22 protein-coding genes and 1 pseudogene are annotated in these 24,061 nt (G+C 71.5%); 10 read left to right on the top strand and 13 right to left on the bottom strand.

Going from position 1 to position 24,061, the window contains the following annotated elements; genetic code table 11:
• Nucleotides 1–32: 32 nt before the first annotated feature.
• The 9 genes from KGD87_RS27575 to KGD87_RS27535 form a co-directional block, all read right to left on the bottom strand.
• Nucleotides 33–539, bottom strand: coding sequence for a type II toxin-antitoxin system MqsA family antitoxin (locus KGD87_RS27575; RefSeq protein ID WP_284663848.1), 507 nt, complete (start codon nt 537–539; stop codon nt 33–35).
• Nucleotides 536–835 carry a DUF4258 domain-containing protein gene (locus tag KGD87_RS27570; protein WP_284663847.1) on the bottom strand — a complete coding sequence of 100 codons (300 nt, stop codon included), beginning with the start codon at nt 833–835 and terminating at the stop codon, nt 536–538. Before KGD87_RS27570 ends, KGD87_RS27575 begins: the two co-directional genes overlap by 4 nt.
• A 184-nt stretch (nt 836–1,019) precedes the next feature.
• Nucleotides 1,020–2,867, bottom strand: coding sequence for a HAMP domain-containing sensor histidine kinase (locus KGD87_RS27565; RefSeq protein WP_284663845.1), 1,848 nt, complete (start codon nt 2,865–2,867; stop codon nt 1,020–1,022).
• Nucleotides 2,864–4,033: a sensor protein KdpD gene (locus KGD87_RS27560; protein ID WP_284663843.1), complete on the bottom strand. Its 1,170-nt coding sequence runs from the start codon at nt 4,031–4,033 to the stop codon at nt 2,864–2,866. The genes KGD87_RS27565 and KGD87_RS27560 overlap by 4 nt, the downstream gene beginning before the upstream one ends.
• Nucleotides 4,034–4,123: 90 nt before the next feature.
• Nucleotides 4,124–4,744, bottom strand: a complete 621-nt coding sequence (gene kdpC / locus KGD87_RS27555) for a potassium-transporting ATPase subunit KdpC (protein ID WP_284663841.1) — start codon at nt 4,742–4,744, stop codon at nt 4,124–4,126.
• Between the two features lie 14 nt (nt 4,745–4,758).
• On the bottom strand, nt 4,759–6,819 hold the full coding sequence (gene kdpB / locus KGD87_RS27550; RefSeq protein WP_284663839.1) for a potassium-transporting ATPase subunit KdpB: 2,061 nt from the start codon (nt 6,817–6,819) through the stop codon (nt 4,759–4,761).
• Between the two features lies 1 nt (nt 6,820).
• Nucleotides 6,821–8,542, bottom strand: coding sequence for a potassium-transporting ATPase subunit KdpA (gene kdpA / locus KGD87_RS27545; protein ID WP_284663837.1), 1,722 nt, complete (start codon nt 8,540–8,542; stop codon nt 6,821–6,823).
• Nucleotides 8,543–8,551: 9 nt separating this feature from the next.
• Nucleotides 8,552–8,641: a K(+)-transporting ATPase subunit F gene (kdpF, locus tag KGD87_RS27540; RefSeq protein ID WP_163778980.1), complete on the bottom strand. Its 90-nt coding sequence runs from the start codon at nt 8,639–8,641 to the stop codon at nt 8,552–8,554.
• Between the two features lie 107 nt (nt 8,642–8,748).
• Nucleotides 8,749–9,852, bottom strand: coding sequence for a porin (locus KGD87_RS27535; protein ID WP_284663835.1), 1,104 nt, complete (start codon nt 9,850–9,852; stop codon nt 8,749–8,751).
• Between the two features lie 204 nt (nt 9,853–10,056).
• Here KGD87_RS27535 and KGD87_RS27530 point away from each other — a divergent pair.
• Together KGD87_RS27530 and KGD87_RS27525 are read left to right on the top strand one after the other, a co-directional pair.
• Nucleotides 10,057–10,476, top strand: a pseudogene (locus KGD87_RS27530) (molybdopterin-dependent oxidoreductase); the annotation flags it as partial.
• A 271-nt stretch (nt 10,477–10,747) separates the two neighbouring features.
• Nucleotides 10,748–11,425: a hypothetical protein gene (locus KGD87_RS27525; protein WP_284663831.1), complete on the top strand. Its 678-nt coding sequence runs from the start codon at nt 10,748–10,750 to the stop codon at nt 11,423–11,425.
• Nucleotides 11,426–11,476: 51 nt separating this feature from the next.
• Here the strand turns inward: KGD87_RS27525 and KGD87_RS27520 are convergent, their stop codons facing one another.
• Together KGD87_RS27520 and KGD87_RS27515 are read right to left on the bottom strand one after the other, a co-directional pair.
• Nucleotides 11,477–11,911 (bottom strand): hypothetical protein, encoded by a 435-nt coding sequence (locus tag KGD87_RS27520; RefSeq protein WP_284663830.1) that lies wholly within the window; start codon nt 11,909–11,911, stop codon nt 11,477–11,479.
• A 25-nt stretch (nt 11,912–11,936) separates the two neighbouring features.
• Nucleotides 11,937–12,722: an alpha/beta fold hydrolase gene (locus KGD87_RS27515; protein WP_284663828.1), complete on the bottom strand. Its 786-nt coding sequence runs from the start codon at nt 12,720–12,722 to the stop codon at nt 11,937–11,939.
• Nucleotides 12,723–12,851: 129 nt separating this feature from the next.
• On the opposite strand from KGD87_RS27515, the gene KGD87_RS27510 reads away from it, so the two are divergent.
• On the top strand, nt 12,852–13,592 hold the full coding sequence (locus KGD87_RS27510; protein ID WP_284663826.1) for a DNA methyltransferase: 741 nt from the start codon (nt 12,852–12,854) through the stop codon (nt 13,590–13,592).
• On the opposite strand, the gene KGD87_RS27505 is transcribed toward KGD87_RS27510, so the two are convergent.
• Together KGD87_RS27505 and KGD87_RS27500 are read right to left on the bottom strand one after the other, a co-directional pair.
• Nucleotides 13,593–14,225: a hypothetical protein gene (locus KGD87_RS27505; RefSeq protein ID WP_284663823.1), complete on the bottom strand. Its 633-nt coding sequence runs from the start codon at nt 14,223–14,225 to the stop codon at nt 13,593–13,595.
• An 87-nt stretch (nt 14,226–14,312) separates the two neighbouring features.
• Nucleotides 14,313–15,203 (bottom strand): EamA family transporter, encoded by an 891-nt coding sequence (locus KGD87_RS27500; protein ID WP_284663822.1) that lies wholly within the window; start codon nt 15,201–15,203, stop codon nt 14,313–14,315.
• A gap of 380 nt (nt 15,204–15,583) precedes the next feature.
• Between KGD87_RS27500 and KGD87_RS27495 the strand changes: the two genes are divergently transcribed.
• From KGD87_RS27495 to KGD87_RS27465, 7 genes are all read left to right on the top strand, one after another.
• The gene (locus tag KGD87_RS27495; protein WP_284663820.1) at nt 15,584–15,799 is read left to right on the top strand and encodes a hypothetical protein; all 216 of its coding nucleotides are present in this window, start codon (nt 15,584–15,586) and stop codon (nt 15,797–15,799) included.
• A complete protein-coding gene (locus tag KGD87_RS27490; protein ID WP_284663819.1) occupies nt 15,796–17,154 on the top strand; it encodes a sensor histidine kinase in 1,359 nt (452 codons plus the stop codon). The genes KGD87_RS27495 and KGD87_RS27490 overlap by 4 nt, the downstream gene beginning before the upstream one ends.
• Entirely contained in the window at nt 17,151–17,888 is a 738-nt protein-coding gene (locus KGD87_RS27485; protein ID WP_284663817.1) for a hypothetical protein, read from the top strand. Before KGD87_RS27490 ends, KGD87_RS27485 begins: the two co-directional genes overlap by 4 nt.
• A complete protein-coding gene (locus KGD87_RS27480) occupies nt 17,885–18,778 on the top strand; it encodes an SAM-dependent methyltransferase (RefSeq protein WP_284663816.1) in 894 nt (297 codons plus the stop codon). Before KGD87_RS27485 ends, KGD87_RS27480 begins: the two co-directional genes overlap by 4 nt.
• A gap of 163 nt (nt 18,779–18,941) precedes the next feature.
• Complete coding sequence (locus tag KGD87_RS27475; RefSeq protein ID WP_284663814.1) at nt 18,942–19,274, top strand: hypothetical protein; 333 nt, start codon at nt 18,942–18,944, stop codon at nt 19,272–19,274.
• A gap of 287 nt (nt 19,275–19,561) precedes the next feature.
• On the top strand, nt 19,562–20,815 hold the full coding sequence (locus tag KGD87_RS27470; protein ID WP_284663813.1) for a metallophosphoesterase family protein: 1,254 nt from the start codon (nt 19,562–19,564) through the stop codon (nt 20,813–20,815).
• Entirely contained in the window at nt 20,812–24,036 is a 3,225-nt protein-coding gene (locus KGD87_RS27465) for an AAA family ATPase (RefSeq protein WP_284663811.1), read from the top strand. The genes KGD87_RS27470 and KGD87_RS27465 overlap by 4 nt, the downstream gene beginning before the upstream one ends.
• The last annotated feature ends 25 nt before the right edge of the window (nt 24,037–24,061 follow it).

The raw sequence follows: 24,061 nt of genomic DNA, 5'->3' as shown, positions 1-24,061 counted from the left end.
GGGCGCGGTGTTGCCCTGAGGTACACCGCTCCTCAGCAGGCCGAGGTCAGCATGTAGGTGCTGTCTGGCCTCCACGCTGACTTCTCCGCGAAAATTCGGACAGGGGCCGTGAGCCTCTTCTCCTGGACCTCGTCGAAGGACTTCACGGTGTAGTTCCGCTCGTGAAGCTCCAGCATCACCATCAAGCGAAGCAGCAACTCGAAATGCCAGCTGAACTCTTCGGCGCCAGTCTCCCAGCGAGACACCGCTTCAGAACGGACGTTGATGCGCTTGGCGAAGTCGGCCTGCGAGAATCCCAGGTGCTTGCGCAGGAATCGAACCTCCGATGGCGTCAGCAGGCTGTTCTTCGCGGCCAGGGCTTTCGCGATGGTTCGGTGCAACTCCTTCAACTTCGGAATCACGACCTCTCGTTCGTCGCACTTCTCGCACCGGCGCTCAACCACCCCCACGAGGATGACATCCTCCAACCCACTTTCGTCGAAGTGGTAGCTGTCGAGTCGTGTCTCCAAGAGCTCCCCGCCACAGCTCTCACACTTCATGACTTCCTCCAGACCGAGACGATGACCAACTCGTTCGCATCGCCCGCTTCGTCGCAGCGAAAGGCCACCGCGAGCCCCATGCGTGGAGTCTCGATGACGTAGGTCCACCGACCATCCTTCTGTTCCCCCTCGCTGTTCACGACTCCGCCTTCGATGATGTTCTCGATGTCCGTGGTCGCGAGGTTCCGCTGCTTCATGCGGTCTTTCGCGTGCTGCTTGAGAACCAACGAGCCCTCATTCAAGAGACGCCGGGCGAATCTGAGCGCCTCGAAACGCTTGAAGGGTTCCTTGCTCAACGCCCTCCACTCCCACTTGCGGTGACCGCAATATTAATAACAACGACCAGTCAACGCGCACAAGTGATTTCCCAAGCGGCCGAAGCGCCTGGCTTCGCACCCGAACAGCAGGTGACTCAGGGATGAGCGCAGCCCCACCGTACATAAGGCCTCTGACGCACCCTGTGGGTTGTCCTCCAGTCCCTCACGCACGCTCCGGCCCGGGCTCCTCCCGCCGGGGCAGCGTGAACCAGAACGTGCTGCCCTGGCCGGGCGCGCTCACCACGCCGATGTCCCCGCCGTGCGCCTGTACGATGTCCTTCGCAATCGACAGGCCCAGCCCCGCGCCCCCCGCTGGCGCGCCGGGCGCCCGGTAGAACTTCTCGAAGATGCGCGCCTGCTGCTCCACGGCAATCCCCTCCCCCGTGTCCCGCACCTCGAAGCGAACCCCGCGCGCTTCCCGCGACACGCGCACCTCCACCTCGCCGCCCATGGGCGTGTGCTTCACCGCGTTGCCCACCAGGTTCCCCAGCACCAACCCCAGCCGGTCCGGGTCCACGTCCACCGGCTCCACGTCCAACCCCACCTGCCTCGACAGCCGCACCCCGCGCTCCTCCGCCGCCGCGCGCTGCGCCTCCAGCGCCGCGTCCACCAACGCCTCCGCCGGCACCCGGCGAAGCTCCAACTGAAGCTGCCCCGCCTGGATGCGCGACAGGTCCAGCAGGTCATCCACGATGCCCTGCAGCCGCTCGCAGTCCTCGCGCGCCGCGAACAGCAGGTCCGCCTGCTTCTCCGTCACCGGCCCCACCACCCCCTCCGTCACCAGGTGCAGCGCCATGCGCAGGGACGTGAGCGGCGTGCGGAACTCGTGCGCCACCGTGGCCACCAGGTCGTTCTTCAGCTCGTCGAAGCGCCGCAGCCGCGTCACGTCCTGGAGAATCACCGTGGCCCCCACCACCTCCCCTGTCTCGCCGTACACCGGGCTGCCCCGGGCCAGCAGCCACCCGTCGCCCTCCGGCAGCGGCGCCCGCACCGCCTCTTCGTACCCGCGCGGCTGATAGGCCCCTCGCCCCGTCAGCACATGCTCGCGGACCCGCTCCAGGACGGCGCGCGCCTCCGGCACCACCCGCCCCAGCATGTCCCCGCCCGCCTCCAGCGACAGCCGCAGCACCTCTTCCGCCGCGCGGTTGACGTTGAGCAACTCGCCGTCCGCGCCGAACACCACCACCGGGTCCGGCAAGCTGTCGATGGCCGCCTGGGACGCCGCCTGCGCCTGGAGCAGCTCGCCCAGGCTGCTGCGCCGGTAGTGCTGGAGCGCCTCCGCCATGGCGTTGAACTCCCGCCCCACCCGCGCGACTTCGTCCTGCCCCTCCACCACCGCGCGCGCCGCGTAGTCGCCTTCACCCAGGCGCCGCACCGCCTGCGACAGCACCGACACCGGCCGGAGCGCCCGGTGCGTCAGCGACTGCGAGGCGAGCAACCCCACCACGAAGGCCACCAGCACCGCCGTCACCATCACCGTGTTCACCCGCGCGCTCTGCCGCTGCAACGCCTCGCTCTTGCGCACCATGGCGTCCTGGTTCAGGTCCAGGATGGCTCGGGCCGCGCCCATCACCGTCTGGAAGGCCGGCTCGAGCCCACCGAAGTACGCCGCCCGCGCGCCCTCGGGCGAGGGCTGGGCGAGGAACCCGTCATAGCGTTCCAGGTAACGCCGCCAGGCCAGGCGCAGCCGGAGCGTCGCCGCGTCCTCGGCGGGCTCGGTGACGTTGCCCTCCTGCACCCGCAGCCGCGACTCCACGCGCTCGCGCTGCGCCGCCTGCTGCCCCAGCCCGCGCTGCCGCTCGCCCGCGATGATGAAGAGCGCCCCGCTGTCCATGCGCTCCAGCTGCGCCATCATCTCCTGCGCGGCCAGCACGCTGCGGTAGTTGTCCTGAAGCACCCGCGGCCCAGCGCGCCCCAGCCGGGACAACGTCACCACGGCCACCACGCCCACCAGCAACAGCGCCAGGGCCAGGGGCGCCTGGGCCAGCAACAACCGGGCTCGCAGCGTCATGGGCGGCGTCCCTCCTCCCGCGGCTCGAAGGCCACCACGTGGATGTCGAAGCCCCGGCCCTCGCGCATCAACCGCACGTCCACCGCGCGCCCCAGCCGCTGCTTCCACCACGGCTGATGCGAGCGGCCGACGATGATGTGCCCCACCCCGTGCGAGCGTGCGAAGTCCAGGATGCCCTCCACCGGGTCTCGCGCCCTCAGGCGCACCACCTCCGCGCCCAACTCCTTCGCCTTCTCGATGTTCGTCAACAGGTGCCGCTGCGCCTCCGAGTCGATGAGGTGCGGCGCCTCGCGCGGTGTCTCCACGTACACGACGAACCAGTCCGTGTTCAGCCGGCCCGCCATCCGCGAGCCCCGGCGCAGCAGCGTCGCCGCGTGCCGGGGATAGCTCGACAGCGCCACCAGCACCCGGCCCCACGCCGCGCCCCGCTGCGAGCCTTCATCTCCCTCCCCCGGAGGTGGCCTCGCGGTGGCGCGGTCCAGGCTCTCCGCCACCTCCCGCAGCGCCAGCTCGCGCAGCGTGGCCAGGTTCTCCGCCTTGAAGAAGCGCTCCAGCGCCTGGGGCACCTTGTCGTTCGCGTAAATCTTCCCCGTCCGGAGCCGCTCGTGCAGGTCCTCCACCGCCAGGTCCAGGTTCACCACCTGGTCGGCGGCCTTGAGGAAGCTGTCGGGCAGCGTCTCGCGCACGGTGACGCCGGTGGCGCGCCCCACCAAATCGTTGAGGCTCTCCAGGTGCTGGACGTTGAAGGCCCCGATGACGTTGATGCCCGCCTCCAGCAACGCCTGCACGTCCTGGTAGCGCTTGCGGTGACGGCACACCGGCAGGTTGGTGTGGGCCAGCTCGTCCACCACCACCACCTGCGGCTTGCGCGCGAGCACCGCGTCCAGGTCCATCTCCTCCACGGTGACGTCGCGGTAGGTGTACTGCTTGCGCGGCACCACCTCCAGGCCCTCCACCAGCGCCTGCGTGTCCGCGCGGTCGTGCGGCTCCACGAAGCCCAGCACCACGTCCACGCCGCGCCGCTTCAGCGCGTGGGCCTCCTCCAGCATCCGGTACGTCTTCCCCACTCCAGCCGCGAAGCCGATGTAGAGCTTGAGCCGGCCGCGCCGGCCCCGCTCCACCAGCTCCAGGAAGTCCTCCGCGCGTGAGCGCCGCGTCATCGTCATCCTCTCCCCATCCCGTGGGACGCCGGGCGGAGGATGCCCTCGCGCCCGGCGAAGCTCACGGGGTGAATGCGTGCCTGCACGCAGCGGTGTTCAGGGCACGCCACGGCCCGGCCGCGGCCCGCCGTCCCCCACCCCCGGGCCGAAGCGCCGGTCCAGCGCCAGGTTCAACAGCAGGACGTTGACGCGCGGCTCGCCCAGCACGCCGAAGGTCCGCCCCTCCACCAGCGCGTCCACCACGGCCAGCACCCGCTCCGGCGCCACCCCCCGGGCCCGGGCCACCCGCGCCGCCTGCCAGCGCGCCGCCTCCGGCGACAGGTGCGGGTCCAGTCCCGACGCGGACGTCGTCACCAGCTCGGCGGGCACGGGCCCGGGGGCCTCCGGATTCTCCCGGCGCAGGCGCTCCAGCTCGGCCGCCGCGCGCGCCTTCAGCTTCAGCGACGTGGGCCCCAGGTTGCTGCCCGAGGACGCCGCGCCGTCATAGCCCGCGCCCGCGGCGGAGGGACGCGGATGGAAGTACTCCGCCCGGGTGAAGCCCTGGCCGATGAGCGCGCTGCCCACCACCCGGCCGCGGTCGTCCGTCACCAGCGAGCCGTTGGCCTCCCCCGGAAAGAGGAGCTGCGCCAGCCCGGTGACGGCCAGCGGGTACAGCAGGCCCGTGAGCACCAGCGTGACGACGCACGCGCGCAGGGCCGTGAGGAGTGTGGAGAACATGGGGATGCGTCCTTTCACGCCAGACCCGCGGCGCCGAGCAGCACGTCGATGACCTTGATGCCCACGAAGGGGACGATGACGCCGCCCACGCCGTACAGGAGCAGGCTGCGCCGCAGCAGTGCCTCCGCGCCCAGCGGGCGGTAGCGGACGCCCTTCAGCGCCAGGGGGATGAGCAGGATGATGATGAGCGCGTTGAAGATGACGGCCGACAGCACCGCGCTGAACGGCGAGGTCAGCCCCATCACGTTGAGCGGCGCAATCTGGGGAAAGACGCCCATGAAGAGCGCCGGGAGGATGGCGAAGTACTTCGCCACGTCGTTGGCGATGGAGAAGGTCGTCAGCGTGCCGCGCGTCATCAGCAACTGCTTGCCCACCTCCACCACCTCCAGCAGCTTGGTGGGGTTGGAGTCCAGGTCCACCATGTTGCCGGCCTCCTTCGCCGCCTGGGTGCCAGTGTTCATCGCCACGCCCACGTCCGCCTGCGCCAGCGCGGGGGCGTCGTTGGTGCCGTCGCCCGTCATGGCCACCAACTTGCCGCGGCCCTGCTCGGTGCGGATGAGGGCCAGCTTGGCCTCGGGGGTGGCCTCGGCCAGGAAGTCATCCACGCCCGCCTCGCGGGCAATCGCCGCCGCGGTGCGCGGGTTGTCACCCGTAATCATCACCGTGCGGATGCCCATGGCGCGGAAGCGGTCGAAGCGCTCCTTGATGCCGCCCTTCACCACGTCCTTCAGGTGGATGATGCCCAGCAGCCGCGCGCCGTCCGCCACCGCCAGCGGCGTGCCGCCCGCGTCACCGATGCAGCCAGACACCTGGGCCAGCGCGTCCGGCACCGCGCCACCCTGGGACTTCACGTGCGTGACGATGGCGTCCACCGCGCCCTTGCGAATGCCGCGTGGGTGCGGGTCCACCAGGTCGCAGCCGCTCATGCGCGTCTGCGCGGTGAAGGGCACGAAGGTGGCGTGGTGCGCCTGGAGCTCGCGGGGGCGCATCTTGTACGTGTCCTTCACCAGCGTGACGATGGAGCGCCCCTCCGGCGTCTCGTCCGCGAGGCTGGCGAGCTGCGCGGCCTCCGCCAGCTCCTCCATCCGCACGCCCGGCATGGGGAGCAGCTCCGTGGCCATGCGGTTGCCCAGGGTGATGGTCCCCGTCTTGTCGAGCAGCAGCGTGTCCACGTCACCCGTCGCCTCCACCGCGCGGCCGCTCATGGCCAGCACGTTCTTGCGCAGCAACCGGTCCATGCCCGCGATGCCAATGGCGCTCAGCAGGCCGCCAATCGTCGTGGGGATGAGGCACACCAGCAGCGCCACCACCGCCGCGCCCGACAGCGGCACGCCCGAATAGAGCGCCAGCGGCACCAGCGTCACGCACGCCAGCAGGAAGATGAGGGTGAGCCCCACCAGCAGGATGTGGAGCGCCACCTCGTTGGGCGTCTTCTGCCGGGCCGCGCCTTCCACCAGGCCAATCATCCGGTCCAGGAAGGACTCGCCGGGGTTGGCGGAGATGCGCACGCGGATGCGGTCGGAGAGCACCTTCGTGCCACCCGTCACCGCGGAGCGGTCGCCGCCCGACTCACGGATGACGGGGGCGGACTCGCCCGTCACCGCGGACTCGTCCACGCTGGCGATGCCCTCCACCACCTCGCCGTCGCCGGGGATGAGGTCTCCGGCCTCGCAAATCACCTCGTCGCCCTTGCGCAGGTCCGGCGCGGACACGCGCTCCTCGCGGCCGTCCTTCCAGCGGCGCGCGGTGGTGTCCTTGCGCAGCTTCCGCAGGGCGCCGGCCTGGGCCTTGCCGCGCCCCTCCGCCATGGCCTCCGCGAAGTTGGCGAAGAGCACGGTGAACCACAGCCACACCATGACCTGCACGGTGAAGCCCAGCGGCGCGGCCTCCGGGCGCGGCGCCACCAGGTCCTTCACCACCAGCAGCGTGGTGAGCAGGCTCCCGGCCCACACCACGAACATGACGGGGTTGCGCGCCACGTCGCGCGGGTGGAGCTTGCGCAGGCTGTCCACCAGCGCGGGCTTGAGCAGCGAGGCGTCCAGCAGCGACGCCGGCTTCGAAGCAGGCGAGGACATCTCAGGAGACCTTTCCGGCCCCGGCGAGGAAGTGCTCGACGATGGGACCCAGCGAGAGGGCGGGGAAGAACGTGAGCGCGCCGACGATGACAATCACGCTCACCAGCAGACCGGTGAAGAGCACGCCGTGCGTGGGGAAGGTGCCCGGGCCCGCTGGCGACACCTTCTTGCCCACCATGGAGCCGGCGATGGCCAGCGCGGGCACCATCATCAGGAAGCGCCCGCCGAGCATCGCCATGGCCAGGGTGAGGTTCCAGAAGGGCGTGTCGGCGTTGAGGCCCGCGAAGGCGCTGCCGTTGTTCGCCGCGCCGCTGGTGTACGCATAGAGGATTTCCGACAGGCCGTGCGGCCCCCCGTTGTTGAGCGAGGACACGCCCTGCGGCAGCACCGCCGCCAGCCCGCTGAAGCCCAGCGTGAAGAGCGGAAAGACGAGCACGTACAACATGGCGAGCTTCATCTCCCGCGCCTCGATTTTCTTGCCGAGGTACTCGGGCGTGCGGCCCACCATCAGCCCGGCGATGAAGACGCTGAGCACCACCATGACGAGGATGCCGTAGAGGCCCGCGCCCACACCGCCGAAGACGACCTCGCCCAGCTGCATGTTGACCAGGGGCACCAGGCCGCCCAGGGGCGTGAAGCTGTCGTGCATGGCAATCACCGCGCCGCACGAGGCCGCGGTGGTGATGGCGGCGAAGAGCGCGGAGGCGGTGATGCCGAAGCGCGTCTCCTTGCCCTCCATGTTCCCCGCCTGCGCCACCTGCCCGGCGGCGGCGATGGCGGGGTTGCCCTGGGCCTCCGCCGCGTACACCGCCGCCACGCCCGCGAGGAAGAGCACGGACATCGCCGCGAGCAGGGCCCAGCCCTGCCGGGTGTCACCCGCCATCTTCCCGTAGGTGTACGTGAGGGCCGCGGGGATGGAGAAGATGGACACCATCTGCACCAGGTTGGTGAAGGGCGTGGGGTTCTCGAAGGGGTGGGCGCTGTTGGCGTTGAAGAACCCGCCGCCGTTGGTGCCCAGCATCTTGATGGCCTCCTGCGAGGCCACCGGCCCCTGCGCCAGCGTCTGGCTCGCGCCCTCCAGCGTCGTGAGCCGCAGGTAGGGCGCGAAGCTCTGGAGCACGCCCTGCGACACCAGGAAGAGCGCGTAGAGCAGACACAGCGGCAGCAACACGTAGAGGGTGGCGTTCATCACATCCACCCAGAAGTTCCCCAGCGTCTTCTGTCCGTCCGGGCCGGGCCGGCGGGTGAAGCCGCGCGCCAGCGCCAGGGCCACGCTGATGCCCGCGGCGGCGGAGACGAAGTTCTGCCACGCCAGGCCCACCATCTGCGTGAAGTAGCTGAGCGAGGACTCCCCGCCATACGCCTGCCAGTTGGTGTTGGTGGTGAAGCTGACGGCGGTGTTGAACGCCAGCGCCGGCTCCACCGCCGCCATCCCCTGGGGATTGAGCGGCAACAGGTGCTGCGCGCGCTGGAGGCCGTAGACGATGAGGACGGAGAAGAGGCTGAACGCCAGCAGCGAGCTCGCGTAGGCCACCCACGTCTGTTCGCGCCGGTCCGCCGCGCCACACAGGCGCAGCAGCAGGCGCTCCACGGGCCCCAGCACGCGGGGTAGCGGGCGCGCGTCTCCTTCGAGGACGCGGAAGAGCCAGGCGCCCAGCGGCTTCGTCACCGCCAGCACCAGGACGAAGAACAGCAGGATTTGCGACCAACCGATGAAGGACATGGCGGGGGCCTAGAAGCGCTCCGGACGGAGCAACGCGTAGAGGAGGTAGGCGCCGAGCAGCACGGACAGGACGGCGCCAGCGGCGTATTCGAAGGTCATCGGGAAAACCTCACAGGCGGTCGCAGCCGTGGACGTAGGCCCACGCGAGCGCGAAGAAAGCGGTGGTGACGAGGATGAGGACAAGGTCCATGGCGTGGGGCTCCCGTTCAGAACCAGGCGACGGCGCCGAGCACGGCGAGCGTCTCGGAGTCCTTGAACGTGGGCGCGCCATCCACGCCGGTGGCGCGTGCGGTGAAGACGTCCGCGGTGGAGGTGTCGTGGCGCGCCTCCAGCTTGAGGACCAGGTGTTCGGCGGGCTTCACCTCCAGGGTGAGCGTGCCGCCCGCCAGCGTCTGCGACGCACCGGAGGTGACACCGTCCAGGTCTCGGTACGCCTCCACGCGGGCCGCCAGGGCCACCGGCTCCGCGAGCTGGACGCGCGCGTTGAGGCCCGCCGCGTACCACGGGGCCGCGTCCTGTCCGGAACGCGCCTGCCGGCCCACGTCGGCGGTGGCCGCCAGTGAGAAGGCCTGCGTCACCTTCCAGGTGGCCACGGCGTCCACGAAGAGGCGGAGACCACCGTCGCCTTCCTCCCCTACGAAGGTGTTGAAGGCGGCGGACAGCCGCGGCCCCGCGTAGGCCACCTGGGTGCCCAGCGCCTTGCCGCGGTTGTTCTCACCAATCGTCTGCCAGCCATTGAGCAGGTGGAGCTGCGCGCTCCACGCATCATTGAAGGCCCAGGTGCCCTTGAGGCCGGACTGGTAGTAGGGCGACAGCTCGCCCATCCACGAGCGCGTGTAGTTCCAGTTGAGCTGCGACTGGAACGACTCCAGGCCGATGTGGCTGGGATAGACGCCCGCCTCCAGCGTCAGCGGGCCCGTCACATACGACACCGTGGCCTGCTGGAGATGGCGCCACACCTCGGGGCCCGTCGCGGCGCCCTCTGGCTCGGCCTGGTACAGCACCTCGATGCCGGTGCCGAAGCCCAGCAGCAGCGTGAAGCCCACGGGCTCGGGGGCCAGCGACACGCCCAGCGAGGCGAGGTTGATGGAGACCTCGTTGTCACGCTTCGCGGTGGTGCCCGTGCCAGGGAGGAAGCTGGCCCCGTCAGAGGGGCGGTTGAAGTTGCGCGCGTAATACACGTCCACCCCACCCTCCACCGTCAGGCGGGACAGCAGGCCCGGGGGTTCGGAATCGGCGGACGGCTCCGGCGCGGCAGCCTGGGACAACAGCAGGGAGGACAGCAGGGAGGACAGTGGGGATACGAGCATGGTCGTGCCCTCCCCAAGAGCACCCGCCGTGCCCGGCCAGCGCCCATGGTGCCCCTGTCATTCCAGGGGGTTGGGCCCCGGCCTTCCTGCCCTGGGTTGCACCTTGCACGAAACAGCCTGAAGGTTTCGTGCGAGCTGAAAGCCCGGCCCGGTTGGCCGGGTGCCCCCCGGGCCAGGCGCCCGTCCTCCGCGCGACGCATGGGGGCGCGGCCCGGCGTGCTGACGCTGGACGCCCTCCAGCGCCTGCCTCGCACCGACCTGCGCATCCGCCATCACTGCGTGGTGGGCTGGAGCGCGGTGGCGTCCTGGCATGGCGTGCGCCTGAGCGAGCTGGCCCACTACGCGGGCGCTGATTCCCGAGCGGGCTACGTGGAGCTGCGCTCGTTCGACGCGGGCTATTCTTCGTCCTGGGACCGGCCCAGCGCCTTCCATCCACAGACGATTCTGGCCTACGGCATGAACGGTCAGCCGCTGACGCCCGGACACGGCGCGCCCCTGCGCCTCTATTCGGGCGTGAAGCTGGACTACAAGATGGTGAAGTACCTCACCAAGGTAAACTTCCTTCCCGAGCCCACCGGCGGCTACTGGGAAGACCGCGGCTACGAGTGGTTCGCGGGCGTGTGAGGCTCTCTCCCACGACCTCCACGACAGCCAGGTGGATGCCAGATATTCACTCGTGGTATTTCATAGCCAACCGCGAGGACTGGTGCACCTCACTGCCCACCGCCGTCTGCGTCGACGGCTCGTACTACTCCTCCCACCTGCTCTCGAACTTCTTCTGCCACGCCGTGGGGAGCAATGGCTCCTGCGGCGACCCAGACGCCGTCTGGGAAGTGAACTGCCGAGCGCGCCTCACCCCCCTCAAACCCACCCTCCCAGCGAGAGGAATTCGACCATGCAAGGAATGATGAGACTTTCGGCCCTGACCACCGCGCTCTGCGGCGTGCTTGTACTCGGGGGCTGCAACATCCCGGCGGATGAAGCGTCTCCAGCGTCTGGAACCGAGCTCGAGTCTGGCGAAGCCGCGCAGGAGTTGACCCTCTGTGGCACCACCTGCCCCGCGGGGCAGCATGTGACGAGCCAGCTCTGCAATCCGGCCGCCTGTGGCAGCTCGTGCAGCGGCGCCTACTCCTACAATCAGGTCACCTGCGCCCCCAATACCGAGACGTTCTCGCATTGTGGCTCGGGCTGCCCGAGCGGCTGGCTGGTGACGGACGTGGGGTGCTCTTCGGCGTGCGCCGACTTCTGCAATGGCATCTACCTCAATCAAACCACGTGCACCCGCGGTTGCGACCCGCGGGCTGGGACCTACGGCCGGAAGACCCTCTACACCTCCGCCGAAAGCGAGTATGTCTATCGGTCCGGATGGTGCGGCATTGGCACCGTCTATCCCGCGATGTGCCATGAAGGAACGTACTACTACTCCCAGTCGCTCGAGACGCGGGGCTGCCTGCGGGCGGGGAGCAACGGCACGTGCCAGGACCCCGATGCCGTGTGGCGGGTGACCTGCCGGTCATCCGTCCAATGCGTCTACGACTGCGACGGGAACTGCATTCAGACGCACTGCTCATGAAGCAGGGGGACGGGGGCCGCTTCGACGGCCCTCGCCCCTGGTCGCGAAGGTTCAGACCTTGCTGCCGACGAAGCCACCGCTGAAGGGAGAGAAGCCCCGCTTGCGCAGCGCCTCGCGCTCGGCCTGGAGCGCGGCCAGGGCTTCGTCGCGGGTCGCGTAGTGATTGACGGCGGCGCCGTTGATGGCGCCGCTGGTGAGCACGAACATGCGCGTCATCTCATCCCCACCGAAGCGGTACGAGCGGTGCGTGTAGCGCTCCAGCACGTCACGGCGCTCCTTGCCGAAGACGCGGCCGGCGGTGAACTTCACCACCAGCCCGTCCAGGTTGATGAGGAGGTCCACCTTGGACGGATACTTGGAGAGGTGGTCCTCGACTTCCTTCCGCCAGCGAAGGACGTCCGCCTCATTCGTCAGGAGACAGTCGGTGAAGTACGCGGTGACGACGTCGTTCTGCGCGTCGTACTCGAAGGACATGTTCCAGGCCATCGTGCTGCCTCCTCGAAGCGGGCGCTCAGGCCGGTAGGGCGCCGGCGAGGAAGGCGGACACCAGCGCCGCCGTCTCCGCCGGGCGCTCCACCTGTGGGTAGTGACCGGGGCCGGGCAGGTACGACAGGCGCGCGCCGCGAATCTTCGACACCACCGCCTCCTGCAGGAAGGCGGCCGGCAGGAAGGCGTCGTCCGTGGCCAACACCAGCGTGGGCGCCGTAATCGAGGCCAGCTTGTCGGCGAAGCCACCCGCCGTCCACGCGTCGAAGACGTGCTCGATGGCCGCCGGGCTGACGCCCATCGAGTCCTTCACCAACGCCTCCAGTGCCTCCGGCGACAACTGCTTGCACGCGAGCCCGAGGATGGTCTGCTTCTTCTCGAGGCTCTCCGCCGACGTGCGGAACAGCCCCGCCGCATCCGGAGGCAGCGGCAGGCCCGCGGCGGGCACCGTGTTGAGGAGCACCAGCCCCTCCACGCGCGCCGGCACCTGCGCGGCCACCCACTTCACCAACTGGCCGCCCATGCTGTGCCCCACCAGCGTGAAGCGCCGCGCGTCCACGGCGTCCGCCACGGCCAGCACGTCGTTCGCCAGCGACTCCAGGCTGAAGCCCCCGTCCGGCCGGCCCGACTGGCCGGAGCCCCGCATATCCGGAATCACCAGCCGCAGCCCCGTCAGCTCCAGGCGCTCCACCAGCGCGTCCCAGACGGCGCCGGACACCATCCAGCCGTGGACCAGGATGACCGTGCGCGGACCTTCACCCACGACACGGTAGTGGAGCGAAGTCCCGTCTTTCGCTGAAGTCGTGGGCATTCCGTCTCTCCTTCACAACGAGATAAACCAGGATTGTAGAAATCTAGGGAAGCGCAAGCAAGCCACGGTTTCGGCGTGTTTTCCAGCCTGACGCGGAGTGCGCGCGGCTCTGGCAGACTCCCTGGCCACATGGCGGACGAACAGGCAGGCGCCACGGGCGCAGCGAAGCGCACGGTGTACTGCGAAGACGCACTCGTGTGGTTGGAGGCGCGGCCGGTGCTGGAGGGCAGCTCGGCCATCGCGTCCCTGCCGGACGGGTCCGAGTTCCCGTCCCTGTCGTTGGCGGAGTGGAAGGCCTGGTTCATCCGGGCCGCGGCGCTCATCCTGGCGCGCGTGCCGCCCGAAGGCGTGGCCATCTTCTACCAGACGGACGTGAAGGAAGAGGGCACCTGGGTGGACAAGGGCTACCTGGTGTCTCGCGCCGCCGAGGAGGCGGGCGTCGACCTGCTCTGGCACAAGGTGGTGTGCCGGCGGCCGCCTGGGACGGTGACGTTCGGGCGGCCCGCGTACTCCCACATGCTGTGCTTCTCGCGCGGCGTCCGCGCGGACATGGCGAAGTCCACGCCGGACGTCCTGCCCGAAGCGGGCGAGGTGACATGGACGCGCGGCATGGGCGTGGAGGCGTGCCTCATCGCGTGCCGCTTCATCCTGGAGCACACGCGCACGCGCACGGTGGTGGACCCCTTCTGTGGCCACGGCACCGTGCTGGCTGTGGCCAACGCCCTGGGGCTGGACTCGGTGGGCGTGGAGCTCAGCCGCAAGCGGGCGCGCAAGGCCCGCAACCTGCGCGCGGAGCTGATGGACGGCACGCTCGTCCTGTCGGGCGCCCATGGCACGGGCGCGCCCGGGGGCGAAGACGACGCGCTGTAGTCACCCGGACGTCGGAGCGAAGGCGGCCTGCGCGCCCGACTCCCGCGCCACGGTGGCCTCCAGCTCACCGATGAAGACCGCGAAGAGCCGCTCTTCCAGCGCCAGCGCGGCGTCCAGCGTGGCGCCCACGGCGGTGAGGCGCGCGACACACGCGTCCTCGATGGTGCGCCGGTGACTCTGCTCCTCGGTGACGACGCGCCCCAGCTCCTCGCGCACGGCCGGCTGGCGGGTCGCGGCCTTGTAGAGCGGGTACAGCACCATGGCGCGACGCTCGATGGCCGTCGTCGTGAGCAGGTAGTGCAGGTAGACGTCCGGCGCGCCCGTGAAGGACGACGCCCAGGTGGCCAGCTCGTGGTCCAGCGCCTGGAAGTAGCGGCCCGCGGCCTCCGGGCAGAGGAACGCGGTGATTTCCGCGCCGGCGACCTCGGCGGACAGGCGCTTGAAGGCGAAGGCGTGGCGCGTCTCGTCGGCCAGGTGCCCCAGCACCTCCAGCGTCGGGTGCCGGTCCGCCACGGTGCGCGAAATCTTCCGCGCCCCGATGAACTCCATCAGGGACAGGGTGTGGAGCCAGCGCGCCTCCATGTCGGGCGTCTGGGCAAGCTGGCGGAGCACGGCCTGGATTCGGTCACGCATGAGGCCGTCGTCTAGCCCGGCGCCGGGCCCCATTGCGAGCCCGAAGACAGGCCCACCCCCGGAGAACGGGGCCGCCGGGCCTTCCGGTCAGCTCGTGGCCGCGGCGGCCTCAGCGGGCCTGCGCGACGTCGCGGAGCTGCCCACGGACGCCAGGATGATGCAGCCGATGGCCGCCCACTGCACCAGCGACAGCCGCTCCTTCAGCAGCAGCAGCCCGGACACCGCCGCCAGCGCCGGCTCCAGGCTCATCAGGATGCCGAACGTGCGCGTGGGGAGCACCTTGAGGGCATACATCTCCAGCGAGTACGGCAGCGCGCTCGACAGCACGGCCACGCAGAGGATGACCGGCAGCAGCGACACGTCCAGCAGCTTCATGCCCGCGTGCGCCACGCCGAAGGGCATGACCAGCAGCGCCGCGGTGAGCATGCCCAGCGACGCCGCCGTGCCGCCGTGGACGGCGCCTCCGGCCCGCTGACCGAAGAGGATGTACAGCGCCCAGCAGGTGGCGGCCACCAGCGCCCAGCAGACCCCCACCCAGTCCAGCGCCCGCGACGTCTCCGACAGCGGCAGAATCAGCAGGATGCCGGCCACGGCCAGCAGCGCCCACACGAAGTCGAGCGCCCGGCGCGTGGAGAAGATGGCCAGGGCGAGCGGCCCGGTGAACTCGATGGCGACGGCGATGCCCAGCGGGATGCGCTCCAGCGCCAGGTAGAAGGTCAGGTTCATCCCGCCCAGCGCCGCGCCGTAGATGGCCACGGCCCGCAAGTCCTCGCGGGTGAGCCGCTTCCGCCAGGGCCGGAACACCGCCGCCAGGATGAGCGCCGCGAAGAACACGCGAAGCGCCGTGGCCCCCGCCGCGCCCACCATGGGAAAGACCTGCTTGGCCAGCGACGCGCCCGCCTGGATGGAGGCCATCGCGACGAGCAACGTCAGGACCGCCACGGTGACTGGCCCCGGCTTCGTCAAGACTCGAGACATTCCGCGCACCTCTTCCACCGCGCCCGCTGTCCATCCCGTACCACCGGGCGGCCCCGAAGGGTGAAGAGAAGACGCTGGACAACACTCGCCTGGCCGGGAGTTTGACGGCGCGTGGCAGCCTTCGCTTTGCTCGGAGTTGAAACGACTGTGCGGGGCCCCGGGGGGGAGCCAGCATGACGCCAAGAGTCCGAGAAATCCGAATCCATCCACTTCGCACGCGACGAGAGTGCCCACCGCGCTGGGATGCCCGCACGGGCGCGCCCACGACACCCCGGCCTAAAAGCCGTGCCGTCAGGCCAGCGCACGACGGCTCGCGCGGAGCCCCCCCCCGCGACAGCGCGCTGACGGCGTACCTGGCGCGCTGTCATGAGCTGGGCGCGGTGGAGGGCCCGCTGGGTGCGCGCGCGCTCAACCCCGCACTGCGGCCCATCCTGGAGGCCCTCCACCACGTGCTCGCGGGCGGCGAGGTGTCAGTGCAGCTGCTCCAGCGCGGCAACGCGGACCTCGTCAACGAGCTGAACCTCCGGGCCGAACGCGCCACCGAGGAGGCCACCCGCCTGGGTACGGCGGGTGACCTCCTGTCCGCCACCGTATGAGTCCGCGCTCCGCCGGGCGACAGGCCCTCCTGTCCTCGTTCCGGCGGTGGACGCGCGCCCAGGATGCCGCGGAGGTGCTGGCCGCCTCGGGCCTGGGCGCGTGGCTCGCGCTCTGTGCCTTCGTGCCGAGCCTGCTGGCCATGACGGCCTGGGCCCCTGGCGCGCGGAGCTTCTTCGGCATCCACTTCGGCACGGCGCTGCTGTGCGCCGTGCCCATGCTGGCCAGCGGCGTGCTGTTCTCGCTCACCCACCGGCGACGCCGCCGCATCGAGCCCTGGGGCTGGGTGTGGCTCATCTTCAGCGTGGCGGCGATGCACTTCTTCGTGGCCGCGCTGATGGCGCTGTCGGCGCCGCCAGGGGCCGCCGTCCTGGCCTCGCTGTTCCTCTTCGCCACCGCCTTCCATGGCCGCCTGCACCGGGTGACGCCACGCCAGCCCTTCCTCGCCTTGGGGACCTTGCTGGCCCTGGCGCTGGCCTTGCCCCTGCACGGGAGCGACGAGCACCTGGCCCTCTTCGGCGTCATCGGTCCCGCCGCGCTCACCGCCCAGCTCTACCTGGGGACCTTCGCCGTGCAGCATGACCGGGCGCGCGCGGAGGCGGACCGCCTGCGCGCCGCCGTGCACGCGCAACTCTTGGAGCAGCAGGAGCGCGACGTGGGCCGCCTGTCGCAGGCGCTGTCGGAAATCCTGGGCTACCACCACGACATCGACAACGCGCTCATGGCGGCGGGCAGCGCGGCGGACATGCTGGCCGTGGTGGGCGCGCACCGCCCGGGCCCCGGCCGCACCGAGTTCGACGACCTGCTCCGGCAGCTCAACGACAACCTGACGCAGATACGAGACATGATGCTGGACGCCCGCAACAAGGGGCGGCGCCATGCCGGCATGGAGCCGGAGCCCGTGGAGCTGACGCCGGTGCTGGACTCGGTGCAGGCCAGCGTGGGCCTGCGCTTCCCGGACGTGGACATCCAGGTGGAGGTGGAGCAGCCTTCTCCCCCCCTGCTCGCCCTGATGCGCGGCGGCGCGCCCACGCTGCGCCGCGTGGTGGAGAACCTGGTGCTCAACGCCTGTGAGGGAAACGGCGAGGAAGGCGCGGCGCGGGTCCACATCCACGCGCGCGTGGAGCCGCTCAGCGGGCGCCTGGAGGTCATCATCACGGATGACGGCCCCGGCTTCCCGCCCGGCCAGCTCAGCCGCCCCGCCGAGGCGCTGTACACCAGCAAGCCCCACGCGACGGGCCTGGGCCTCTACACCAGCGAGTGCCTGCTGCGCGCCAGCGGCGGCATGCTGCACCGGCAGAACGCGGCCGGGGGCGGCGCCGTGCTCCGCATGGTCCTTCCCAGGGAGTACCGATGAGCGGCGGAGCCCTGTACCAGGAGTCGCTGCGCGCGCTTCGCCGGCTGGGCCTGCCGGAGGTGTCGGAGCGGGACGTGCTCGCGGCGCTGGAGGCGGCGCAGCCGGGCCCCCTGTCCCTCTTCTACGAGGCGGGCGCGGAGGCCGGGCTGCCGCGCGAGGCCCTGCTGGCGCGCGGCGCCGGGCTCTTCCTCAGCTTCAGCGCGGGCAACCTCGCCGACGACCTCATCGACGGTGAGTGCACGTACCACGACCCGCCCATCCGCGTGGGGCCGTGCGTGCAGTTCATCCTCCAGAACCTGGCCTTCGCCACGCTGTGCGGCGCGCAGGCGCGGCTGCCGGGCCCGGTGCTGGAGGAAGCCGTCCGCACCCTGGCGGTGGCCGCCGGCCCGCAGGCGCTGGAGGTGCGCGCCAGCGAATGGACGGCGCCGTTGTTCCGTCAGGTGGCGGAGGGCATCGCCGGCCAGCAGTGGGCCGCGTACCTGCGCGTGTTGTGGGCGGGCACGGTGCTGGAGCCGCGCGCGGCGGCGGCGGGCCGGGCGCTGGGCGTGGCCGCGCACGTGGCGGAGGACATCCGCACGCGGGACGTGCGCTTCACCCGCATGCCCGAAGCAGACCGTCACGCGGTGGTGGCGTGGGCGCGCGCCGCCGCGCAGGCGCTGCGCCAACAGGACCTGCGCTGCCTGGACGCGGCGCTGCGCCGCATCGAACCGCTGCTTCCAGAGGGGGAGTCATGAGCGCCGAAGCCGTGCCATCCGAGTTGCCATCCGAGTGGAGACGCGACGAGGTGAGCGCGTACTACGAGGCGAAGACGGAGCGGCTGCTCCAGCGCTACGGGCCCGGCCCGCGCGTGCACTATCACTCCGGGCTGGTGGACGTGGTGCCGCCGCCCGGCGCGCCCTCGGCGGTGCTGCGCGACACGGTCCACTCCGCGCAGGAAGCGCTGCTGGTGGAGCTGGCGCGCGCCGTGGGCCGCTTCCCGGACGGCGGCGAGGTGCTGGACGTCGGCTGTGGCCTGGGCGGCGGCGCGCTGTACTGGGCCACCGAGCACCAGGCGCGCGTGACGGCGGTGACGAACGTGCCCTCGCATGTCGCGCTGGTGCGCGGCTTCGCCAAGGCCGCGGGCGTGAGCGCGCAGGTGCGCCCCATCCTCTGTGACGCCCTCTGCGTTCCGCGCCGCACGGCCTTCGACGCGGTGGTGGCGGTGGAGAGCGCCTGCTACCTGCCGCGCGCCGAATGGTTCCGCCGCACGCGGACGCTGCTGAAGCCCGGGGGCGTGCTGGCCATCGCCGACTGCTTCCTCCGCCGTCCGGAGCTGGCCCCCGGCTTCGACCGGTACTGGCGCACGCGCATCGGCTCGCTCGACGAATACCTGTCCGCCGCGCACGCCGCGGGGTTGGAGTTGGAGGTGCGCGACGACGTGTCCTCGCGCGTGGTGGGCTTCTGGTCGCTGACGCTGGAATTGATGGTCCATGAGCGCGCTTCGGCACACCCCGCCCAGCACCCCCTGCGTGCGCTCGCTCAGGCAGGCCGCGGCGAATCCAGCCGCGCGCACCTGCGCCTGCAGCAGGCGTTGATGGATGGCGGCCTGGAGTACGGGCTGCTCGTGCTCCGCCGCGTGGACTGAGGGCTGGCGCCGTCTCCGGCACGGCTTGCAGGACCGAGCGCGGCGGGCCCCTGGCCGGCCGGCCGAGGCCCGGGCGGACATGCGCAACGGCCGAGAGGGCGGGGTGAAACACGCGCAGGTCGCCTCCAGCCTTGGGCCAGTCGCTACTCAGGGAGGAAACGCGATGCAGGCTTTCAATCGGTGGATGGTGCTCGGCGCGGCGGCGGTGGCGATGTCCGTCACGGGCTGCAGGGAACAGAACCGTGACCAGCAGGGGACGACGACCACCCCGGGCATGGAGGGCACGGGCGGCAGCGGCCAGGACACCGCGCCGCGCCCCATGGACGACATGGGCGGCACCGGCGGCACCGGCCAGGAGGTTCAAGGCATGGACGCGGGGACGGGCGGCTCCGGGATGATGGAAGACGGCTACGACGCCGGCACCGGTGGCTCCGGGATGATGGAAGACGACCGCCCCATGGAGACGGAGACGCACAGCCCCGAAGGCCAGCAGTAGCCCGCCTGCTCGCGACACACCGCGAGCAAGCAACCCGCGGGGTCCGGGAGGCTCCGGGCCCCGCTCCGCATCCAGGCCCTCGCGCGGAAGCGACCTGACGGGTCCGCCACGCCGACCCAGGAGGATTCGCTCCGGACCTTCGGCTCTGTCCTCCCCGTCACACCCGTTCTGGCGGCGAGTCGACGCCACCCGAGCGCAAAGGACGAGGTCGCTGTCGGCCAGCGACCGTGCGTCCAGGCTGGAATGTCGGGTCACCCGCCCGCATCGGGTACGTTGTGCGGCGCGCCATGCCCTTCAAGTTCGTTCATGCCGCCGACCTGCACCTGGACACGCCTTTCCGGGGCGTCGCGACCCAGGGGCCGCTCCTGGGGCGCTTCCAGGATTCGACGTTCCGCGCGCTCACGCGCATCACGGAGGTGTGCCTGCGAGAGCGGGTGGCCTTCCTGCTGCTCGCCGGAGACCTCTTCGACGTGAAGGACCGCTCGGTGCGCGCGCGGCTGGCGCTGCGGCGCGAGCTGGGCCGGCTGGACGCGGCGGGCATCTCCACCTTCATCGTCCACGGCAACCATGACCCGCTGAGCGGAGACACCGGCGCGCTGGGGCTGCCGCCGTCGGTGAAGGTGTTCGGCCCGGACTGGGAAGACGTGGAGGTGAAGCGCGAGGGCCGGCGCCTGTGCCGCGTGCAAGGCATCTCCTATCCAGACGTGGAGGTGCGTGACGACCTCTCCGCGCGCTTCCGCCGCACCGGGGACGGCTTCAGCGTGGGCCTGCTGCACGCCAACCTGGGCGGCGTGGAGGGCCACGCCAACTACGCGCCCTGCACCACCGCGGGGCTGGGCTCGCGCGGGCTGGACTACTGGGCGCTGGGCCACGTCCACACGCGCGCCGAGCACCTGCTCCCCGGCGGCGGCGTGGCGGTGTACCCCGGCAACCCGCAGGGCCGGCACGCGAACGAGACCGGACCGCGCGGCTGCATGCTGGTGGAGGTGGAGGACGGCGGCATGCGGCGGCGCTTCATCCCGGTGGACGGCGTGCGCTGGCACAAGCTGGAGGTGCCGCTGACCGGCGTCAGCACGTTGGACGGCCTGCTGGCCACGGCGATGGAGGGCGTGGAGGCGCGCTGCGCGCCCGAGCTGGACGGCCACGCGGTGCGCCTCACCCTCACCGGAAGAGGTCCGCTGCACCGCGAGCTGGCCCGCCCCGGCGCGCTGGCACAGTTGGAGGTGGACCTGCGCGAACAGCTCGCGAGGAGCCACCCGCCGGTGCTGCTGGAGTCGCTGCGGGACAGCAGCCGGCCGGAGGTGGACCTGGAGGCGGTGTGCGCGGCGGGCGGCTTCGCGCGCACGCTGCTGGACGAGGTGGGCTTCCTCGCGGAGGACCCGGAGGCGCTGGCACGGCTGTGGGAAGAGGAGACCCTGGGCGCGCTGAGCCAGCGGCTGAAGCGGCTGGGCGTGGACGCGCTGGAGGCCCCCCGCGCGGAGTGGGTGGTGCAGGCGGGGCTGCACGGCGTGGAGTCGCTGCACGAGGAGGAGACGTCATGAAGCCGGGGCTGCGCATCGAAGCGCTGCGCGTGCTCGGCTTCGGCCGCTTCTCCGGTCTCACGCTCGACCTGGGGCCAGGGCTGCACCTGCTGTACGGCCCCAACGAGGCGGGGAAGAGCACGCTGCTGGCCTTCCTGCGCAGCATGCTGTTCGGCTTCGAGAAGCGCGGACAGCCGGAGCGCTACGAGCCGGCCCACGGCGGCGCGTTCGGCGGCGAGCTGACGCTGACCACCCACGCGGGACCGCTGTGGGTGCGCCGCATCGCGAGCCGGCGCTCGTCGGAGGGAGAGCTGTCGGTGCGCGACGCGGAGGGGAAGGAGCTCTCGAAGGAGTCGCTGGAGAGCGCGCTGGCCCACGTGTCGCGCGAGCTGTTCTTCGACGTGTTCGCCTTCCGCCTGGATGAGCTGGCCGGCTTCGAGCGGCTCACCGAACAGCGAGGCGCCTCCGAGGCCCTGGTGGCCGCCAGCATGCGCGGCGCGCGCCGGTTGCCGGAGGTCATGGACCAGCTCCGCAAGAGCACCGAGGGCATCTACAAGCCCAACGGCGTGAAGCCTTCGCTGAACGAGACGCTGAAGGCCCTGGAGGACGTCCAGGCTCGGCTGCGGCAGGAGGGAGACCGGCCCGCGCGCTACTTCGCGGAGAAGGAGCGGCTGGGCGCGCGGGTGGAGGAGCAGCGGACGCTCGAAGCGGAGCTGCTGGAGACGGGGACCGGCCTGGAGCGGCTGACGCGGCTGGAGGCGGCGCTCGGGGACGTGGCGGCGCTGGCGCAGACGCGCGCCGAGCTGGCGACGCTGCCCGCGCTGGAGTCCTTCCCGGAGGCGGGCGAGTCGCGGCTCGAGGACGGCCTGCACCGGCGCCGGAGCTATCGCGCGGAGGGCGCCCGGCTGGCGGAGCGGCTGGCCACGGTGGAGGCCGGGCTGGAGCGGCTGTCCGCGCCGTCAGGGGTCCGTGGACGCGAGGAGGCGCTGAGCCAGGCCCTGGCGGCGTACACCGAGGGCGCCGCGCTGCTGCGCGCCCTGCCCTCGCGCCGGGCCGCCCTGGCGGAGAAGCAGCGGCAGGTGGAGCTGGCCTTGCGCGAGCTGGGCCTGCCCGTGGATGGGCCCGGCCTCCTGGCGTTGGACTTGAGCGTGAGCGTCCGCGTGACGCTGGAGGAGCTGGCGCTCCGGCTGGGAGCGGCCGAGGTCGCGCATCGCGAGGCGGAGGGCGCCTGGGCGCGCGCTGTCTCGGAGCGTGAGCGGCTGGATGGGGCGTTGGCGCGGGTGGACGCGGAGGTGTCGACGCTGCCGGAGGAGCGAGCGTCTCGAATTCGCCAGCAGCAGGCGGGGCTGGGACGGCTGCGCACCGTGCGCGCGGAGATGGAGCGCCTGTCGGAGCAGCGGGCCGAGCTGCACCGGCAATTCGAGAGCGTCCGCACCCAGGGCGAGCCACAGGTGACGGCGGCGGTGCTGCCCACGTGGTGGGTGCCGGCGGTCGCGGCGATGGTGGTGGCGCTCGCGGTGACGGCGTGGCTGCTGGCGGGCAACGGGGTGGGCGCGCTGTGCCTCGTGGGCGGACTGCTGCTGACGGGCGTGCTGGAGCTGGCCCGGCGGCGCGTGGAGGCCGCGCGCGACGCGGACGTGGAGGCGCAACGCGCGCGCCAGCGCTGGCGGCAACAGGAAGAGGAGCGGCTGCGCGCGGCGTTGATGGGTCTGTCCGCGCGGGAAGAGCTGCTGCACCGTGAGCTGCTGTCCGCGGCGTCCGAGGCCGGACTCAACCTGGTGGCGACGGCGGCGGACATGGCGGCGCGGGAAGCCGTGCTGGCGGATGCGCTGGAGCGGGCGGGACGGCGCGAACAGCTCCAGCGGGAGCGGGAGACCCTGCACGCCGAGCACGCCGCCGCGCGACGTGAGGAGCACCGCGCGAGCGACGCGGTGGCCGAGGCGGAGTCGCGGCAGGAACAGCTGGGCACGGAGCTGACGGCCCTGCTGTCGGAGCGGTGCTTCCCGCCCACGCTGGCCGCGTCCGCGGCGCTGACGCTGTGGCGGGACACGGCGGCGCTCCGCCAGCGGCTCCTGGACGTGGGCGCGGAGGACGCCGCGCTCACGGTGGACGCGCAGGCCTGCGCCCTGGTGACGTCGCGGCTATGGGCGGAGGCCGTGATGGCGGAGCTCCTCCCGGGCGCGACGGAGGCCCGCGAGCTGGACGCCGGTGTCATGGAGCCCCTGGCGTCGCGGGTGGCGGCGGCGCTGGAAGCCGAGCGCGCGCGGAGCCTGGAGCGTAGGACGCTGGAGGAGCGGCGGCACGAGCTGCGAGCGGAGAAGGCGCGGCTGGACGGGCTGTGTCACGACGAGGAGGCGGCGTTGGCGACGCTGCTGGCCGAAGGGGGCAGCGCCGACGAGGAGACCTTCCGCCGCCGCGCCGCACAGGCACGCCGCTACGTGGAGCTGACGGGCCGGACGCGGGAGCTGTCACACCGCATCGAGGCGCGCACGGGCTTGTTGGAGGCACCCGCGCGGCAGGCGCTCATCGACGTGGGCGGAGAGCAGGGTCTGCGCGTGGAGCTGGAGTCCCTGCGCGACAGACAGGCGGGGGCCCAGGAGCGGCTGAAGGCGGTGCTCACGGAGCGCGGCGCGCTCAGCCACCAGTTGGAGCAGTGGGAGAACGACGACGCGCTGGCGAAGCTCCGCATCGTCGAGGAGTCGCTGCGCGCGCGGGCCGCCGAGCTGGCGAAGCAGTACGCGGCGGACCGGCTGACCCTGGCGTTGCTGGCCCGGGCCCGGCGCCGCTTCGAGGAGGAGCAGCAGCCGCGCGTGGTGCAGCTCGCCTCGGAGCACTTCGCCGCGCTCACCCAGGGCCGCTACCAGCGCGTCTTCATCCCCACGGGGGAGGAGCGCGAGCTGCGCGTGGGAGAGGGTCAGCGAGACTGGAGCGCGGCGCAGCTCTCCCGAGGGACGCGCGAGCAGCTCTACCTCGCGTTCCGGCTGGCGGTGGTGCGCGACTTCGGGGAGACGCGCGGGGCGCTGCCGCTCATCGTCGACGACGTGCTGGTGAACTTCGACCCGGAGCGGGCACAAGGCGCCATCCACCTGCTGGCGAAGCTCTCCGAGCACCAGCAGGTCATCGCCTTCACCTGCCACCCCTGGCTGCGCGACGCCTTCGCCGCCGAGGGCGCGCGGGTGCAGACCCTGGAGGCCTCCACCAGCGAGCCGCCCGCGCCGGTGTCCGTGCTGAAGGCGGGTTAGCCCGGCGAAGCGCCAGAATGACGTG

The sequence above is a fragment of the Myxococcus sp. SDU36 genome (assembly GCF_030168875.1).
In the GTDB taxonomy this organism is placed as follows: domain Bacteria; phylum Myxococcota; class Myxococcia; order Myxococcales; family Myxococcaceae; genus Myxococcus; species Myxococcus vastator.
The sequence above is the reverse complement of the archived record's forward strand: the minus strand, read 5'-3'. Positions and strand labels throughout refer to the sequence as shown.

Coding starts and splice junctions, on each gene's coding strand:
- KGD87_RS27520 (WP_284663830.1), bottom strand. CDS start 11,911: ATGGCCTGGAACATGTCCTTCGAGTACGACGCGCAGAACGACGTCGTC.
- KGD87_RS27525 (WP_284663831.1), top strand. CDS start 10,748: ATGCAAGGAATGATGAGACTTTCGGCCCTGACCACCGCGCTCTGCGGC.
- KGD87_RS27470 (WP_284663813.1), top strand. CDS start 19,562: ATGCCCTTCAAGTTCGTTCATGCCGCCGACCTGCACCTGGACACGCCT.
- kdpC (WP_284663841.1), bottom strand. CDS start 4,744: ATGTTCTCCACACTCCTCACGGCCCTGCGCGCGTGCGTCGTCACGCTG.
- KGD87_RS27490 (WP_284663819.1), top strand. CDS start 15,796: ATGAGTCCGCGCTCCGCCGGGCGACAGGCCCTCCTGTCCTCGTTCCGG.
- kdpF (WP_163778980.1), bottom strand. CDS start 8,641: ATGACCTTCGAATACGCCGCTGGCGCCGTCCTGTCCGTGCTGCTCGGC.
- KGD87_RS27575 (WP_284663848.1), bottom strand. CDS start 539: ATGAAGTGTGAGAGCTGTGGCGGGGAGCTCTTGGAGACACGACTCGAC.
- KGD87_RS27510 (WP_284663826.1), top strand. CDS start 12,852: ATGGCGGACGAACAGGCAGGCGCCACGGGCGCAGCGAAGCGCACGGTG.
- KGD87_RS27475 (WP_284663814.1), top strand. CDS start 18,942: ATGCAGGCTTTCAATCGGTGGATGGTGCTCGGCGCGGCGGCGGTGGCG.
- KGD87_RS27515 (WP_284663828.1), bottom strand. CDS start 12,722: ATGCCCACGACTTCAGCGAAAGACGGGACTTCGCTCCACTACCGTGTC.
- KGD87_RS27465 (WP_284663811.1), top strand. CDS start 20,812: ATGAAGCCGGGGCTGCGCATCGAAGCGCTGCGCGTGCTCGGCTTCGGC.
- KGD87_RS27500 (WP_284663822.1), bottom strand. CDS start 15,203: ATGTCTCGAGTCTTGACGAAGCCGGGGCCAGTCACCGTGGCGGTCCTG.
- KGD87_RS27505 (WP_284663823.1), bottom strand. CDS start 14,225: ATGCGTGACCGAATCCAGGCCGTGCTCCGCCAGCTTGCCCAGACGCCC.
- KGD87_RS27565 (WP_284663845.1), bottom strand. CDS start 2,867: ATGACGCTGCGAGCCCGGTTGTTGCTGGCCCAGGCGCCCCTGGCCCTG.
- KGD87_RS27485 (WP_284663817.1), top strand. CDS start 17,151: ATGAGCGGCGGAGCCCTGTACCAGGAGTCGCTGCGCGCGCTTCGCCGG.
- KGD87_RS27480 (WP_284663816.1), top strand. CDS start 17,885: ATGAGCGCCGAAGCCGTGCCATCCGAGTTGCCATCCGAGTGGAGACGC.
- KGD87_RS27560 (WP_284663843.1), bottom strand. CDS start 4,033: ATGACGATGACGCGGCGCTCACGCGCGGAGGACTTCCTGGAGCTGGTG.
- kdpB (WP_284663839.1), bottom strand. CDS start 6,819: ATGTCCTCGCCTGCTTCGAAGCCGGCGTCGCTGCTGGACGCCTCGCTG.
- kdpA (WP_284663837.1), bottom strand. CDS start 8,542: ATGTCCTTCATCGGTTGGTCGCAAATCCTGCTGTTCTTCGTCCTGGTG.
- KGD87_RS27535 (WP_284663835.1), bottom strand. CDS start 9,852: ATGCTCGTATCCCCACTGTCCTCCCTGCTGTCCTCCCTGCTGTTGTCC.